The organism is Pseudomonas alvandae, from assembly GCF_019141525.1.
Taxonomy (GTDB): Bacteria; Pseudomonadota; Gammaproteobacteria; order Pseudomonadales; family Pseudomonadaceae; genus Aquipseudomonas; species Aquipseudomonas alvandae.
On sequence record NZ_CP077080.1, the window covers coordinates 3,910,006 to 3,924,818 of the forward strand.

Below are 14,813 nucleotides of genomic sequence, written 5' to 3' on the forward strand. Positions count from 1 at the left end.
CCAGATCACACTTGGATGTAAACCACGTGGGTATGGGTGTACTCATACAAGCCGTGCTTGCCGTCCGCGCCGCCAATGCCGGACTTGCGCGCCCCGGCATGGAAGCCCTGCATCGCTTCGAAGTTCTCTCGATTGATGTAGGTTTCGCCGAAATCCAGCTCGTTGCTCGCGCGCATGGCGGCACTCAGGCTGCGGGTGTAGATCGATGACGTCAGGCCGTACTCGCTGTCATTGGCCAGGGCGATGGCTTCGTCCAGGCCTTCGACAATCTGGATCGGCAGCACCGGGCCGAAGATCTCCTGGCGCATGATCGCCATCTCGCCACCACACCCAGCCAGCACCGTCGGCTGGTAATGGAAGCCCTGGCCCTTGTCGGCCACCGCGCCGCCCGTGACCACTTCAGCCCCCTGCTCCTTGGCAATGGTGACCATCCGCGCAACCTTGTCCAGCGCCGCCTGGTTGATCAGCGGCCCCATGTCCAGATTGTCCTCGGCCAACGGGTCGCCGTAGCGGGTCGCGGCCATCGCGGCGGCGATCTGCTCGATGAACTGATCGGCGACCTTGCGCTCGACATACACCCGCTCGGCGCAGTTGCAGACTTGCCCGGTGTTGATCACCCGCGAAGCCGTGATCGCCTTGACCGCGAGGTCCAGGTCGGCGTCCGCCAGCACGATGGCCGGCGCCTTGCCGCCGAGTTCCAGGTTGAGCTTGGTGATGTTCGGCGCCGCCGCGGCCATGATCCGCGAGCCGGTGCCGACGCTGCCGGTGAAGCTGATCAAGTCGATGCCGGCATGGCGGGTCAGGTTATGCCCCACGGTCGCCCCCGTGCCGCTGACGACATTGAACACCCCGGCCGGCAGGTCGGTCTCGGCCACCAGACGGGCAAACTCGAAGCAGTTGATGGGCGTTTCTTCGCTGGGCTTGATCACAATGGTATTACCGGTCACCAGCGCCGGCGCCATCTTGCGAGCGATCAGGAAGAACGGAAAATTCCACGGCAGGATACCGGCCACCACACCCAGGGGCTTGCGCAGCAGGAATATGCTTTCGCCAGCGCGGTCGCTGGTCAGCACCTCGCCCTCAAGGCGCCGTGCCCACTCGGCCATGTAGTCCAGGTAATCGGCGGTGAAGTTGACTTCCACCCGCGCCAATCCCAGCACTTTGCCTTGCTCGGCGGTGATGATATGGGCGAGTCGTTCGGCGTTGTCGCGCACTTTGCTGGCGATTTTGCGCAGGTAGCCGGCGCGCTCGATGGCCGGGCGGGCGGCCCAGCTTTTTTGCGCCTTGCGCGCTGCGGCAATCGCCGCTTCGACTTGCTCGCCGCTGGCTTCGGGCACCCGCGCCAGTAAAGCGCCGTTGGCCGGGTTGTGCACCTCAATGCTTGGGTCGCTGGGAATGAAGGCGTTGGCGATGAAGTTCTGGTAATTGATGATCTCGGTCATGTGCTTGCTCTCGCGGTCAGTTTCAGAACGATGCAGGTGCATTCATTTGGCGGTGAAGGTTTTCCAGACCCCGCCTTCCTGCTGCAGGTCGTGGGCGCGCTTGATCAGGTATTGATGGATCTGCTCCACCTGTTCCGGCGTGAAGGCGTCGGCGAAGGACGGCATGCCATCCGGCACTCGACCGCCGTAGAGAATGCCGAGGAACATCTGGTGTTTTTCCGCCGTCAGCTTGCGCAGGTCCGGCAGCACGCCGCCGCTGACTGCATGAATGCCGTGGCATTGGGAGCAATAGCCGTCGTAGAGCTTGGCGCCGGCGTCCACTGCGGCCAGGTCGCCGGTCAGGGGCGGCGGTTTCGGGGTGTCGGCGAGCGGTGCCGGCTCGTTGAGTTTCGCCGTGCCGCCCAGCTTGTAGGTCAACACCTGGGAGAACGGCCGGACCCCGGCGCGCAAGGACAAGGCACCGGCAAAGGTCGAGAAGGCGCCGCCCCATCCGGCCATGAACGTCACGTACTGCTCACCGTCCACGCTGTAGGTAATCGGCGCCGCCATCACACCGCTGGCCGCCGGCTGCTCCCAGAGTTTCTTGCCGCTGTCGGCGGCATAGGCGATCACCCGGCCGTCGGCGCTGCCCTCGAACACCAGGTTGCCGGCGGTGCTCAAGGTGCCGCCGTTGAAGATCGTCACATAGGGCACTTCCCAGGCCGGTTGTTGCTTGACCGGGTCCCAGGCGATCAGCTTGCCCGACCAGCCCTTGGCCATTTCCAACAGCCCATCGGCGTCCTCCGGCATCATCCCGGTGCGCAGGCCCAGTTGGTACATGCTCTTGAACGGGTTGCGCTTCGGCGCCTCGGGAATGTGCTCGTAGTAGGCGGACATGATGTGCGCCGGGATATACACCAGGCCGGTGTTCGGGTTGTAGGACATCGGCTGCCAGTCGTGGGCGCCCCAGAACGCGGGCGTGACCAGCTTGCGCTTGCCATCCTTCCAGTACGCGGCATTCTCGTCATCGACGATGGGCCGGCCTGTCTTCATGTCCATGCCTTTGGTCCAGCTCTGCGGCACGATGCCCTTGGCCGACAACAGCTCACCCGTGGCGCGGTCGATCACGTAGAAAAAACCGTTCTTCGGCGCCTGCATCAGCACCTTGCGCGGCTTTCCATCGATCGGCAGTTCCGCGAGGATCATGTGCTGGGTGGCGGTGTAGTCCCAGGCGTCCCCCGGCGTGGTCTGGTAGTGCCAGGCGTACTCGCCCGTATCGGCGTTGACCGCGACGATGGACGACAGGAACAGGTTGTCGCCCTTGGCCTGGCTCCGCCATTTCGGGTCCCATAACGAACCATTGCCCACACCGATGTAGAGCAGGTTCAAGTCCGGGTCGAACGCAAAGGAATCCCAGGCCGTGCCGCCACCGCCCTGGGCCACATAGGCCTCGCCGTGCCAGGTCTTGGCGGCGATGGCCATGGCCTTGTCTTCCGGCGGCAACTTGGGATCACCCGGCACCGTGAAGAAGCGCCAGGCCTGCTTGCCGGTCTCCGCGTCGTAGGCGGTGACATAACCGCGTACGCCGAACTCGGCGCCGCCGTTGCCGATCACGACTTTGCCATTGACCACTCGCGGGGCCCCGGTGATGGTGTAGCTGCGCGAATGATCGGCCCGGGTGTCCACCGACCAGGCGCGCTGGCCGGTCTTGGCGTCGATGGCTTCAAGACGACCATCGAGCACACCCACGTAAACCTTGCCCTTCCACACCGCGACGCCCCGGTTGACCGCGTCGCAACAAGCCTCGCCGGCGCGGTTGCGGTCGGACTTGGGGTCGTACTTCCAGATCAACTTGCCGTCGCGCGCATCCAGGGCGTAGACCACCGAAAACGGACCGGTCGTATACATCACGCCGTCGACCACGATGGGCGTGGCCTCGACACCGCGATCCAGGTCCAGTTTGTAGCTCCAGGCGAGCCCCAACTGGCCGACGTTCTGGTCGCTGATCTTCTTCAACGGGCTGTAGCGTTGCTCGTCGTAGGTGCGGCCGGTACTCATCCAGTTACCGGGTTCCTGGTCGGCGGCGATGATGCGCTTGCCGTCGACATTCGCCGGCAGGTCCTGCGCCCAGCCCGGGACGGTATGGAAGGTAAGCGCCAGCACGACAAATAGCGTCTTGAGAGGAACGCGAAGGGGCGCGTTCCGAGAAGCAGTAGGCACGGCGAGGCCAATCTGTGTCATGGGAGGACTCCTGGTTCTTATTAGTAGCGAAGCCATTGCGCTGCGCACCAGGAGAGGAGCAACCCCCATGCCACCGTTTGGAAAAGCTCTGCAAGCCCCGTTTTACGGGGTCTTCGGCTCGTTTCGCGGATCGTGCAGCCGTGCGACAGTTGTCGCATTTGCCGCGACAGCTGTGCCAGAGGTGAGTCAGGTTGCGCACGATTCGTGAAGAAAGCCGTCACACGCCGGGCCTTAGCACCCGCGAGCGCGCGCCCTACAATGAGCGCAACCATCAGCAGGAGAACCAAGCGATGTTCGCCTCATTTGAATCGGGCCGATGCCAAGTCAATGGCATCACCGTCAGCTACCGCAAAGGTGGGAGCGGCCAAGGCCTGCTGCTGCTCCACGGGCATCCCCAGACTCACGTCATGTGGCACAAGATCGCCGAACCCTTGGCGGAGCATTTCACCGTGGTCGCGGCGGACCTTCGTGGCTACGGTGACAGCGACAAACCGGCAGGCGACGCCGAGCACCTCGCCTACTCCAAGCGAGAAATGGCCCAAGACGGACTCGAGCTCATGCGCGCGCTGGGATTCGTGAAATTTGACGTGCTGGCGCATGACCGAGGCGCACGCGTCGCCCATCGCATGGCCATGGACCACCCGGACGCAGTGAAGCGTTTGATCACACTGGATATCGCGCCGACCCTGGCAATGTATGAGCAAACCAACGAAGCGTTCGCCCGAGCCTATTGGCACTGGTTCTTCCTGATCCGGCCAGCTCCGTTTCCCGAAACGCTCATCGAGGCTGATCCGGAGCTTTACCTGCGCAGCGTCATGGGCACCCGCAGCGCTGGCATGGCGCCTTTCACCGACGCCGCATTTGCCGAGTACTTGCGCTGCCTGGCACTCCCTGGCACCGCTCATGGCCTGTGTGAGGATTACCGAGCAAGCGCCAGCATCGATCTGGAGCACGACCGGAGCGACCGGCAAGCCGGGCGAAAGCTCTCAACGCCGTTGCTCGCGTTGTGGGGAGCGGACGGCGTCGTGGGCCGTTGCTTCGATCCGCTGGGTGAATGGCAAAAAGTCGCGACCGACGTGCAAGGGAAAGCGTTGCCGTCGGGGCATTACATCGCGGAGGAAGTGCCAGGGCTTTTGATCGACGAGGTGCTTGGTTTCCTGCTTCCTTCGGTCCCGGGAGGCAGGTAGTTGCAGGCGGTATCCGTTTCGACAACACTCGCCAGCCAATGCCCCCTTATCCATCGAACGGTGAACCGACATGGCTGGCGAAAAATCGATTGCGAAATTGCTCAGCGCAATGAGCCCGACGCTCAACGACGGGGACTATGTCTTCTGCTGCGTCGCCGACATGGACCTCGTCAAAGGCGAGGAAATACTGGGCAGTTTCCGGGAAAAGGAAGGCCTGACCGTCATCATCGAGCGCAACAGGGCCCAGGCCCTGGGCCTGCACTTCGACTACGTCGCCGCCTGGATCACCTTGACCGTGCACTCCGCCCTGGATGCCGTCGGGTTGACCGCCGCCTTCGCAACAGCCTTGGGCAACGCGGGCATCAGTTGCAACGTCATCGCCGCCTACTACCACGACCACATCTTCGTGGGTCGGGAAGATGCGCAGCGGGCGATTGAGGTTCTGGAGGCGCTTGCTCGGTCTGGAGGCAGCGACTGAGCCGAAACTGCGGTCGACGGAACAAACCATCCAGGACAGTTGCTCCCACAACGATCGCCGTGGCGTACGCAAACCTTGGAACCACCCCAAAACAACTGTGGGAGCGGGCTTGCCCGCGAAGGCGTCCGGTCAGCTACATCTTTTTGACTGACACTCCGCCTTCGCGAGCAAGCTCGCTCCCACATGGGTTTTTGGGTCGTTATCAAGATCAGCGTCCACCACCCATCCCTTGTGGGAGCGAGCACGCTCGCGAAAACAGTGGATCAGCTTGCATCAATGTTGAATGTGCCGCCGCCTTCGCGAGCAGGCTCGCTCCCACATGGGGCTTTGGGTCGTTTATGAGATCAGTGTCCACCACCCATCCCTCGTGGGAGCGAGCCCGCTCGCGAAGACAGTGGATCAGCTTGCATCTATGTTGAATGTGCCGCCGCTTTCGCGAGCAAGCTCGCTCCCACATGGGTTTTTGGGTCGTTATCAAGATCAGCGTCCACCACCCATCCCTTCTGGGAGCGAGCACGCTCGCGAAAACAGTGGATCAGCTTGCATCTATGTTGAATGTGCCGCCGTCTTCGCGAGCAGGCTCGCTCCCACAGAGGATAGCGTTCAGCCGAAACCAGGTCGGCACCTGCCCAACTGTTGACCTCTACGCCCACCCCTCCAGCCGCAACGTGGCGCGCACCAGGCGTTGCTCTTCGTTTTCGATTTCCCTGAGGTTCTCGCAGATGCTCTGGATGTGGGCGATGGCCGCCTTGCGCGCCTGCTCCGGCAGCCGCCCGGTCACGGCGTTGTAGAGCCGGGCGTGTTGGCGGTCGATCTGGCGCTTTTGCGGCTCACGGTGGTAGAGGTTGTTGACCGAGGCGAACACTGAGCTGAGCAGCAAGTCCGTCAGCGAACGCAAGGTCTGCACCAGCACCGGATTGTGCGAGGCCTCGCAGATCGCCAGGTGAAACGCATGGTCGAGCCGGGCATGGACGCTGGCCTCCAAGGGACGGCTATGGGCGTCGAGCATAGCCTCGTAGCTGCGGGTAATCAGTACGAAATCAGCCTCGGTCCCGCGCAGGGCCGCCAGGCGCGCGGACTCGCCTTCGAGCAGGCTGCGGACCTCGAACAGATCATAGAGCGTGCGTGGCTGCGAGCTGAACAGGTGCATCAGCGGCGACGCCAAGCCATGCCCCGACAAGTCGGCCACGAATGACCCCTTGCCCTGTTCAGTCTTGATGATCCCACGTGCGCGCAGCAGCTTCAGTCCCTCGCGAAGCGCGGTGCGGGAGACACCGAGCTTTTCCGTCAGTCGCCGTTCCGAAGGCAACAGCTGCCCGGTCTTGAGCACGCCATCGACGATCAGGCGTTCTATGCGCTCGCAGACCACGTCGGCGACTTGCGGGTTACGGCGCGTCTCGAAGCTTTCCATCGAATCTCCAACTGGTATGACCAGCTCTGTCATCGGATCCAGAGGTTTTCAAACACAGCGATAGCTCGCTGATTTTTCATTGAATTTTCAAACAGCCAAAAAGAACAGGGTCGAAGAACTGGTTCGACCAGTCCAACAACACATGGACAGTAGAACGCCTCGGACCAATGATGCAAGTCAGCCGTATCAGAACAGACCTCGAATAAAAACAACTTGAGGGTCGCCTGCGAACCATGAACATTCTCTACGATGAACGCGTCGACGGCGTCTTGCCTGACGTGGACAAAAATGCACTGCTCCAGGCCCTGCAAACCCAGCTTCCCGACCTGGAAATCCTCCATCAGCGCGAAGCGCTCAAACCGTACGAATGCGACGGGCTCTCCGCCTACCGCACCACGCCCATGCTGGTGGTGCTGCCGCGTCACATCGAAGAAGTCCAAGGCGTGCTTCGCCTCTGCCACGCGCGCCAGGTGCCCGTCGTCGCCCGTGGCGCGGGCACCGGTTTGTCCGGCGGTGCGCTGCCGTTGGAGAAAGGCGTGCTGCTGGTGATGGCGCGCTTCAACAACATCCTTCACATCGACCCCGCCGCCCGCACCGCCCGGGTCCAGCCGGGCGTGCGCAACCTGGCGATTTCCCAGGCGGCCGCGCCGTTCGGCTTGTACTACGCGCCGGATCCCTCTTCGCAGATCGCCTGTTCAATCGGCGGCAATGTCGCGGAAAACGCCGGTGGCGTGCATTGCCTCAAATACGGGCTGACCGTGCACAACCTGCTCAAGGTCGACATCCTCACCGTCGATGGCGAACACCTTACCCTGGGTTCCCAGGCCCTCGACTCACCGGGGTTCGACCTGTTGGCGTTGTTCACCGGTTCCGAAGGCATGCTCGGGGTGATCACCGAGGTCACGGTCAAACTGTTGCCCAAGCCGCAAACGGCCAAAGTGCTGCTGGCGGCCTTCGATTCGGTTGAAAAGGCTGGCCGGGCGGTGGGTGACATCATTGCCGCCGGGATCATCCCGGGCGGTCTGGAAATGATGGACAACCTGGCCATTCGCGCCGCCGAAGACTTCATCCACGCCGGCTACCCGGTGGACGCCGAAGCGATTCTGTTGTGCGAACTCGATGGCGTGGAAGCCGACGTCCACGACGACTGCGACCGCGTGCGCCAAGTGTTGCAACAGGCCGGCGCCACCGACGTGCGCCAGGCTTGCGATGAGGCCGAACGCGTGCGCTTCTGGGCCGGACGCAAGAACGCGTTTCCTGCGGTGGGCCGCCTTTCGCCGGATTATTACTGCATGGACGGGACCATCCCGCGTCGGGAATTGCCCGGCGTGCTGCAAGCCATCGCGGCGTTATCGGCGGAATACGGCCTGCGGGTCGCCAACGTTTTCCACGCTGGCGACGGCAACATGCATCCGCTGATCCTGTTCGATGCCAATCAACCGGGCGAGCTCGATCGCGCCGAAGCCCTGGGCGGCAAGATCCTCGAATTGTGCGTGGAGGTCGGCGGCAGCATTACCGGTGAGCACGGTGTGGGCCGCGAGAAGATCAACCAGATGTGCGCGCAGTTCAACGGCGATGAGCTGACCGTGTTCCATGCGGTCAAGGCCGCGTTCGACCCGAGCGGGCTGCTCAACCCAGGGAAGAATATTCCGACGCTGCATCGCTGCGCCGAGTTTGGCGCCATGCATGTCCACATGGGTCAGCTGCCCTTCCCCGAACTGGAGCGCTTCTGATGGGCAGCGAACACGATTTCGACGACAGCGCCGCGCTGCTGGAGCAGGTCAACCAGGCCCTGGAAAACGCCACGCCGCTGCGTATCCAGGGTTCCAACAGCAAGGCGTTCCTGGGGCGCAGCGTGGCGGGCGAAGTACTCGACACGCGCTCGCACCGCGGCATTGTCAGCTACGACCCGACTGAACTGGTGATCACCGCTCGTGGCGGTACGCCGTTGACGGAGTTGTTCGAAGTGCTCGACGCGGCGCAGCAGATGCTGCCTTGCGAACCGCCCGCCTTCGGTGAAAACGCCACGGTGGGCGGCATGATTGCCTGCGGACTCTCGGGGCCACGTCGTCCCTGGTCAGGCTCGGTGCGCGATTTCATCCTCGGCACACGAGTCATCACTGGCCACGGCAAGCACTTGCGCTTCGGCGGCGAGGTCATGAAAAACGTCGCCGGCTACGACCTGTCGCGCTTGATGGCCGGCAGCTACGGCTCGCTGGGCGTGGTGACCGAAGTGTCCCTCAAGGTCCTGCCAAAACCACGGCAGACCTTGAGCATCAGCTTGGAGATGGACGCCCAGCGTGCCTTGCAGCGCCTGGCGGAATGGGGGCAGCAACCGCTGCCGATCACTGCCGCGTGCCACGATGGCCAGCGCCTGAACCTGCGACTTGAAGGTGGCGAAGGCTCGGTGGCCGCGGCCCACGACCGTTTGGGCGGCGAGCGACTGGACGCTTCGTACTGGCAGGACCTGAACGAACATCGGCTGAGCTTCTTCGATGAAGATCGGCCCCTCTGGCGCCTCTCCCTGCCGCCGAACACGCCTCGCTTGCCGTTGCCCGGCGTCCAACTGATCGATTGGGGCGGCGCCCAGCGCTGGCTCAAATCCGACGCCGAAGCGACCTTCATCCGCTCGATCGTCGAACAAGTCGGCGGGCATGTGACCTGCTACACCCCTGGATTGGCCGACAGCCCTTTCCAACCGCTGCCCGACGCATTGATGCGCTATCACCGGAACCTGAAGCAGCAACTCGATCCACGGGGCCTCTTCAACCCCGGCCGCCTGTACGCGGAGCTTTGAACCATGCAGACCACCTTGAGCGAATACGCCCGCCAATTGCCCCGCGCCGAAGAAGCCGAACGCATCCTGCGCAGTTGCGTGCACTGCGGTTTCTGCAATGCCACCTGCCCGACCTATCAATTGCTGGGCGATGAACTGGATGGTCCGAGGGGGCGCATCTACCTGATCAAGCAGGTGCTCGAAGGCAACGAAGTGACCCGCGCCACCCAGGAACACCTGGATCGCTGCCTGTCGTGCCGCAACTGCGAAACCACCTGCCCCTCCGGCGTCGATTATCACAACTTGCTGGACATTGGCCGGGCGGTGGTCGATGCGGCAGTCCCGCGCCCGCTCGGCCAACGCCTGTTGCGCGAGGGGTTGCGCAGCGTGGTGCCCAACCCCAGGCTGTTCAAAGGATTGGTGAGCGGCGGCCAGGTTTTCCGCGCGTTGCTGCCAGACACGCTGAAAGCCAAGCTGCCCCGCAACGTGCACCCAGCAAAGCCACGACCGACCACCCGCCATGACCGGCAAGTGCTCATGCTCGAAGGCTGCGTGCAACCAAGCCTCTCACCCAACACCAACGCAGCCGCCGCACGGGTACTGGATCGATTGGGCATCAGCGTCACCGCGATTCGTGAGGCCGGTTGTTGCGGGGCGGTGGATTATCACCTGGACGCCCAGGCCGCCGGCCTCGATCGTGCCCGGCGCAACATCGACGCGTGGTGGCCGGCCATTGAAAGCGGCGCCGAAGCCATCGTGCAAACCGCCAGCGGTTGCGGCGCCTTCATCAAGGACTACGGGCACCTGCTCAGCAGCGATCCGGCGTATGCCGCCAAGGCCGCAAAAGTGAGCGCCCTGGCCAAGGACCTGGTTGAAGTACTGCGCGACGAACCGTTGGATCAGCTCGGCGTGCGCAGCGACCAGCGCCTGGCCTTCCACTGCCCCTGCACGTTGCAGCACGCACAAAGACTCGGGGGCGCAGTCGAAACGATCCTGGAACAACTTGGATTCAACCTCACGCCGGTGCCCGACAGCCACCTGTGCTGCGGCTCGGCGGGCACCTACTCGCTGACCCAACCCGAACTCTCCCGGCAACTGCGTGACAACAAGCTCAACGCCTTGGAAAGCGGACACCCGGAAGTCATCGCCACCGCCAATATCGGCTGTCAATCCCACCTCGACGGCGCTGGCCGAACCCCTGTCCGGCACTGGATCGAACTGGTTGAAGAGGCGTTGCCTTGAGCGGCGGACTTGGATCATTCAACCCGGCACAAAGGCGAGCAACCGCAAAACCCGCTCACGCCTGCCCTCCCTCCCCATCCGCCAACGCCGCGCCGTTGAGGTAATGGTCGCCCAGCAACCGGCGCTGGGTCAGCAACGCTGGCTCGGCGGCGTCCGGCAGTGGCCGCGGCAAGCTGCGCCCGGCCAACTCGAAATACGCATGACCGGCCACCCGCGCCGCCTCCGCAGCGGCCAGGCGAAAGGCGATGGCGGTCGATTGGGACGTGTCGGCGCGTTCGAGCAAAGCATCGGCGGCGTCGATGCGGACGCGCAGGTCGCCGACTGCCGCGACCACCAGGGCTTCATGTCGCGCGCTGTGGCCGCGCAGGTAGTCAAGCAGAGCCGCCTCGACGTGGCGGGCATGGGCGAGGTCGCTACGACCTTGGGAATGTGAATAGGACATGCTCGATACCTCAATTCCAGGAATGACGTTGCGGCTTGATGTCGTTGAGAAGCTGGTTGCCGACCAAGTGATATTTCCAGCGCACCGGGTCGTGCAGGGTGTGGGTCCGCGCGTTGCGCCAGAACCGGTCCAGGCCCTGGCTGGCCGAGACGCTGCGCGTGCCGCCCAGCTCCAGCAAACGGCTGGACGCCTCCAAGGCGATCTCGGTAGAGAGCACCTTGGCCTGGCCAACGATTACGGAAGCCTCGGCGACTCGTTCCTCGCTGGGTTCGGCGACGGCACGGTCGACGGCTCGGGCCGCACGCTGCAAAATCGCCTCGGCCGCTTGCAGGCGCCAGGCCAGTTCACCGATCAACGCTTGGCCCAGCGGGTCTTGCCAACCGTGCTGCAGGCCGCTGTCGACCCAGGGGCGCGCCTGGCGGGCGACGCGCAGGGTCTCGGCGAAGGCGCCACGGGCAATTCCGGTGTCCACGGCGGCTTGGATAATCTGCGAAATCGGACCGTCGGAAGTGGGTTGGTCATAGGCCTTCCAGGCCGGCACCACGTCGATGGCAGGCACTCGCACGCCGTCGATACGCACCTGGCCGCTGGCGGTGATGCGCTGGCCGAAACCGTCCCAACTGTCGATGACGGTCAACCCGGCAGCATCGCGCGGCACCAGGGCGATGTGCACATGCCCCACCTCGTCAACCCCGGCCACCGGCACGATATGGGCGAACAATGCGCCGGTGCAGTAGGCCTTCTCGCCGTCGAGTACTGCCGTGTCGCCATCGAAGCGGATCTGCGTCTGGAAGGTCGTGACGTATTGGCTTCGCGCTTCGGAAAAGGCGTTGCCGAAGCGATCCCCCTCAAGCACCTTCGCGTAGTAGCGCCGCTTCTGCTCTTCGCTGCCGGTCAAGCCGAGATTGCTGAGGACGCCGAAATGGTTTTGCGGTAGCTGGCCGAGGGATGAATCGGCGGCGGAAATGATGGCGATCACCTCGCTGAGGGTGACATAGGACACCCCGGCACCACCGTAGGCCTTCGGCACGCTGATCGCCCACAGGCCGCTTTCGGAGAAGCGTTCCAGTTCATCCCAGGGCAGCCGTCGCTCACGATCGCGCAAGGCGGCCTCCCGGGCGAAATCCTCGGCCACACGCTGCGCCACCTCGATGGCCTCGGCGTCGCTGCGAATGATATGGGCCGGGCGCCGAGGGCCTGGACGGGCCGGCTGGGACGGGTCAACGGTCGGTGAATGGCTCATGTGCTGCTCCTTGCGTAACGGGTTCACCCAAAGCCAGAGCACACTCCGTACCAAGCCTTTAAACCCTTTGTATTCAATGCATTGCGATCCGACAGCAGGCCTGGAAAAGCCCCTGCAACAGCAAACTGCGGATTCACTGTTGCCCACCGAACACTCGACCGTCAGCCGGCCTTGCCGCCCAGATAGAATTGCTGGATGTCTTCCCGCGCCGCCAACTCCGCACCGCTGCCCTCACCCACCACCCGACCGTTTTCCAGGACGTAGGCGTAGGTAGCATGGCGCAGCGCAACATTGATGTTCTGCTCGGCCACCAGAAAGCTCATGCCTTCCTGGGCATTGAGCTGGGCGACGATGGCAAAGATCTCCTCGACAAGGATCGGCGCCAGCCCCATGGAAGGTTCATCCAGCAACACCAGCCGAGGCCGGGTCATCAATGCCCGGCCGATGGCGAGCATCTGCTGCTCGCCGCCTGAGGTCAGCCCGGCCTGGGTCTTGCGCTTGGTCTTCAGGCGTGGGAACCAGGCGTAGATGCGCTCCAGATCCTGCTCCAGCTGTCGGCGCGTCGGCTTGCGCAGGAAACCGCCGCTGCGCAGGTTGTCCTCGACGGTCAGGTGGGCGAACACATGACGCCCCTCCAGCACGTGGACGATGCCCTGGCGGGCCAGCAGATTGGCTGCAACACCGGCGGTGTCCTGCCCCTGGAAAGTGATCCGGCCCCGGCTGACGTGCGCGCGGTCAGCCTGGACCAACCCGGAAATGGCCTTGAGCGTGGTGCTCTTGCCGGCCCCGTTGGCGCCCAGCAGCGCAACGATGTCGCCCTGCCCGACCCGCAGGGAAACTCCGGCCACGGCAAGGATCGCGCCGTCATAGATCACTTCGATGTCGTGTACCGCCAATAGCTCACTGCTTGCGGTGCCGGCAAGGGTCGCAATGGTCATGGGTGCTTCCTCCTCGGGCGCGGGTGCGCCCGGTTGTGTGTCGTGTGCAGGGTCATTGCGCCGCGCAATCGCGGGCGGACACGCCCTTCTCTTTCGCATACTCGGCGGCCTTGGCATCGATCAACGGGCGCAACGTCACGCGGTCGGCCTGGACCCAGTCGGTGATCAGCTTCCATTGCTGGCCGTCCCATTGCTGGACCTTGGCGGCCCCGCCCCCTTCGTGGTCGCTGCAAGACAACTTCAGCGGCTGCATCAACCCAAGGAAACCAATCTCCTTGAGGCGGGCATCACCGAGGTCGAGGTGCTCCAGGCCCCAGCGACCCTCCTCACCGTTGAGTGGACGATTGCCGAATTTTTTCTGCCCGGTGCGGATCGCCTCGACGGCAATGGCGGCGTTCACCAAGCCGGAGTTGTAGTAGACGCTGCCAAAACTCTTCGGGTCCTTGAGGTCGCTCTTGCCGGTATCGAGGATGTACTGGCGGATGCGTTGGTGGATGTCGAAGTCGGCGCCGCCCGGATAAGGCGTCAGCGCCAGGTACCCCTTGCCCGCCTCGCCGGCCGGCAGCACGTCCTCATTGGAACTGGCCCAGATGTCACCGACGATGCGCTCCACCGGGTAGCCGAAACGCGCCGCAGTCTTGATCGCCACGGGCGTGGACACGCCCCAGGTCCGCAGGAACACCCAGTCCGGCTTCAATTGCCGCACCTGGCGCCACTGCCCGGCCTGTTCGTTGCCCGGATCGGCCACCGCGATCTGGATGTTCTCGAAGCCATACTTCTGCGCCAGCAGCGCCAGCGGTCCCTGGGTTTCTCGACCGTAGGCCGAGTCGTGGTAGACGGTGGCGATCTTCTTGCCCTTGAGCTTGTCCAGCCCACCCTCGCGCTCAGCCACGTAATTGATGAACGCCGAGGCCTCGCTGTAGAACGTCAGCATGGCCGGGAAGTTGTAGGGGAATACCCTGCCGTCGGTGGCCTCGGTACGGCCATAGCCGAGGGTGATCAACGGAATCCGGTCGGCTTCGGCCTTGTCCGCGAGGGCATAGGCCGCCGGTGCGCCGTTGGGTGCGTAGATCGCCACTGGCGCGCCGTTGAGGCCGTTCTTGAAGCGCTCGTAGCACTCGATGCCCTTTTCCGCCGTCCATTCGGTCTCGCACTCCTGCCAGACCAGTTTGACGCCGTTGATCCCGCCTTCCACCTCGTTGATGTAGCGCAGGTAGTCAATCATTCCGGCCCACACCGGAATGCCGCTGGAGGCATAGGCGCCGACCCGGTAGGTGGCCAGGGGGAAGAACTGTTCGTTGGCCGCCTGGGCAGCCGGTACCAGCGTTGCACAGGCGCCCAATGCCAGGCCGATGGCGGCGAGGCTACGTTTGAAAGTTGCATGCATGTCTGTCTTCTCGATGTGGTCTTGTGCGGTGTTGGAAACCTCCTTTC

Annotated in this window: 12 protein-coding genes; 5 read left to right on the top strand and 7 right to left on the bottom strand. The window is 63.7% G+C overall.

The features are described 5' to 3' along the window. Positions 1-5: 5 nt before the first annotated feature. Positions 6-1,442, bottom strand: coding sequence for an aldehyde dehydrogenase (aldA, locus tag KSS97_RS17245; RefSeq protein WP_030141720.1), 1,437 nt, complete (start codon positions 1,440-1,442; stop codon positions 6-8). Positions 1,443-1,484: 42 nt separating this feature from the next. Then, positions 1,485-3,662, bottom strand: a complete 2,178-nt coding sequence (locus KSS97_RS17250; protein WP_217859731.1) for a PQQ-dependent dehydrogenase, methanol/ethanol family — start codon at positions 3,660-3,662, stop codon at positions 1,485-1,487. 290 nt (positions 3,663-3,952) lie between these two features. On the opposite strand from KSS97_RS17250, the gene KSS97_RS17255 reads away from it, so the two are divergent. Together KSS97_RS17255 and KSS97_RS17260 are read left to right on the top strand one after the other, a co-directional pair. Continuing rightward, entirely contained in the window at positions 3,953-4,849 is an 897-nt protein-coding gene (locus tag KSS97_RS17255) for an alpha/beta fold hydrolase (protein ID WP_217859732.1), read from the top strand. Positions 4,850-4,919: 70 nt separating this feature from the next. Next, entirely contained in the window at positions 4,920-5,327 is a 408-nt protein-coding gene (locus KSS97_RS17260; RefSeq protein ID WP_217859733.1) for an ACT domain-containing protein, read from the top strand. Positions 5,328-5,970: 643 nt separating this feature from the next. Here the strand turns inward: KSS97_RS17260 and glcC are convergent. Continuing rightward, complete coding sequence (gene glcC, locus KSS97_RS17265) at positions 5,971-6,738, bottom strand: transcriptional regulator GlcC (protein WP_198795814.1); 768 nt, start codon at positions 6,736-6,738, stop codon at positions 5,971-5,973. 233 nt (positions 6,739-6,971) lie between these two features. Between glcC and glcD the strand changes: the two genes are divergently transcribed. Genes glcD through glcF form a run of 3 tightly spaced genes read left to right on the top strand, consistent with a single transcriptional unit; the run spans position 6,972 to position 10,756 of the window. Further along, a complete protein-coding gene (gene glcD / locus KSS97_RS17270; protein ID WP_217859734.1) occupies positions 6,972-8,471 on the top strand; it encodes a glycolate oxidase subunit GlcD in 1,500 nt (499 codons plus the stop codon). After that, positions 8,471-9,535 carry a glycolate oxidase subunit GlcE gene (glcE, locus tag KSS97_RS17275; RefSeq protein ID WP_030141727.1) on the top strand — a complete coding sequence of 355 codons (1,065 nt, stop codon included), beginning with the start codon at positions 8,471-8,473 and terminating at the stop codon, positions 9,533-9,535. The genes glcD and glcE overlap by 1 nt, the downstream gene beginning before the upstream one ends. Positions 9,536-9,538: 3 nt before the next feature. Beyond that, positions 9,539-10,756, top strand: a complete 1,218-nt coding sequence (gene glcF / locus KSS97_RS17280) for a glycolate oxidase subunit GlcF (protein ID WP_217859735.1) — start codon at positions 9,539-9,541, stop codon at positions 10,754-10,756. Positions 10,757-10,811: 55 nt separating this feature from the next. Here glcF and KSS97_RS17285 read toward each other — a convergent pair whose 3' ends face one another. From KSS97_RS17285 to KSS97_RS17300, 4 genes are all read right to left on the bottom strand, one after another. Then, positions 10,812-11,198: a hypothetical protein gene (locus KSS97_RS17285; RefSeq protein ID WP_217859736.1), complete on the bottom strand. Its 387-nt coding sequence runs from the start codon at positions 11,196-11,198 to the stop codon at positions 10,812-10,814. A 10-nt stretch (positions 11,199-11,208) separates the two neighbouring features. Then, positions 11,209-12,441: an SfnB family sulfur acquisition oxidoreductase gene (locus KSS97_RS17290; RefSeq protein ID WP_217859737.1), complete on the bottom strand. Its 1,233-nt coding sequence runs from the start codon at positions 12,439-12,441 to the stop codon at positions 11,209-11,211. Between the two features lie 161 nt (positions 12,442-12,602). Further along, positions 12,603-13,379, bottom strand: a complete 777-nt coding sequence (locus KSS97_RS17295) for an ABC transporter ATP-binding protein (RefSeq protein ID WP_217859738.1) — start codon at positions 13,377-13,379, stop codon at positions 12,603-12,605. A gap of 52 nt (positions 13,380-13,431) precedes the next feature. Then, positions 13,432-14,766, bottom strand: coding sequence for an ABC transporter substrate-binding protein (locus tag KSS97_RS17300; RefSeq protein WP_217859739.1), 1,335 nt, complete (start codon positions 14,764-14,766; stop codon positions 13,432-13,434). Positions 14,767-14,813: the final 47 nt, after the last annotated feature.

What these genes read in the sequence shown, in the direction of transcription:
- aldA (WP_030141720.1), bottom strand. Translation starts at nt 1,442, where the DNA reads ATGACCGAGATCATCAATTACCAGAACTTCATCGCCAACGCCTTCATT.
- KSS97_RS17250 (WP_217859731.1), bottom strand. Translation starts at nt 3,662, where the DNA reads ATGACACAGATTGGCCTCGCCGTGCCTACTGCTTCTCGGAACGCGCCC.
- KSS97_RS17255 (WP_217859732.1), top strand. Translation starts at nt 3,953, where the DNA reads ATGTTCGCCTCATTTGAATCGGGCCGATGCCAAGTCAATGGCATCACC.
- KSS97_RS17260 (WP_217859733.1), top strand. Translation starts at nt 4,920, where the DNA reads ATGGCTGGCGAAAAATCGATTGCGAAATTGCTCAGCGCAATGAGCCCG.
- glcC (WP_198795814.1), bottom strand. Translation starts at nt 6,738, where the DNA reads ATGGAAAGCTTCGAGACGCGCCGTAACCCGCAAGTCGCCGACGTGGTC.
- glcD (WP_217859734.1), top strand. Translation starts at nt 6,972, where the DNA reads ATGAACATTCTCTACGATGAACGCGTCGACGGCGTCTTGCCTGACGTG.
- glcE (WP_030141727.1), top strand. Translation starts at nt 8,471, where the DNA reads ATGGGCAGCGAACACGATTTCGACGACAGCGCCGCGCTGCTGGAGCAG.
- glcF (WP_217859735.1), top strand. Translation starts at nt 9,539, where the DNA reads ATGCAGACCACCTTGAGCGAATACGCCCGCCAATTGCCCCGCGCCGAA.
- KSS97_RS17285 (WP_217859736.1), bottom strand. Translation starts at nt 11,198, where the DNA reads ATGTCCTATTCACATTCCCAAGGTCGTAGCGACCTCGCCCATGCCCGC.
- KSS97_RS17290 (WP_217859737.1), bottom strand. Translation starts at nt 12,441, where the DNA reads ATGAGCCATTCACCGACCGTTGACCCGTCCCAGCCGGCCCGTCCAGGC.
- KSS97_RS17295 (WP_217859738.1), bottom strand. Translation starts at nt 13,379, where the DNA reads ATGACCATTGCGACCCTTGCCGGCACCGCAAGCAGTGAGCTATTGGCG.
- KSS97_RS17300 (WP_217859739.1), bottom strand. Translation starts at nt 14,766, where the DNA reads ATGCATGCAACTTTCAAACGTAGCCTCGCCGCCATCGGCCTGGCATTG.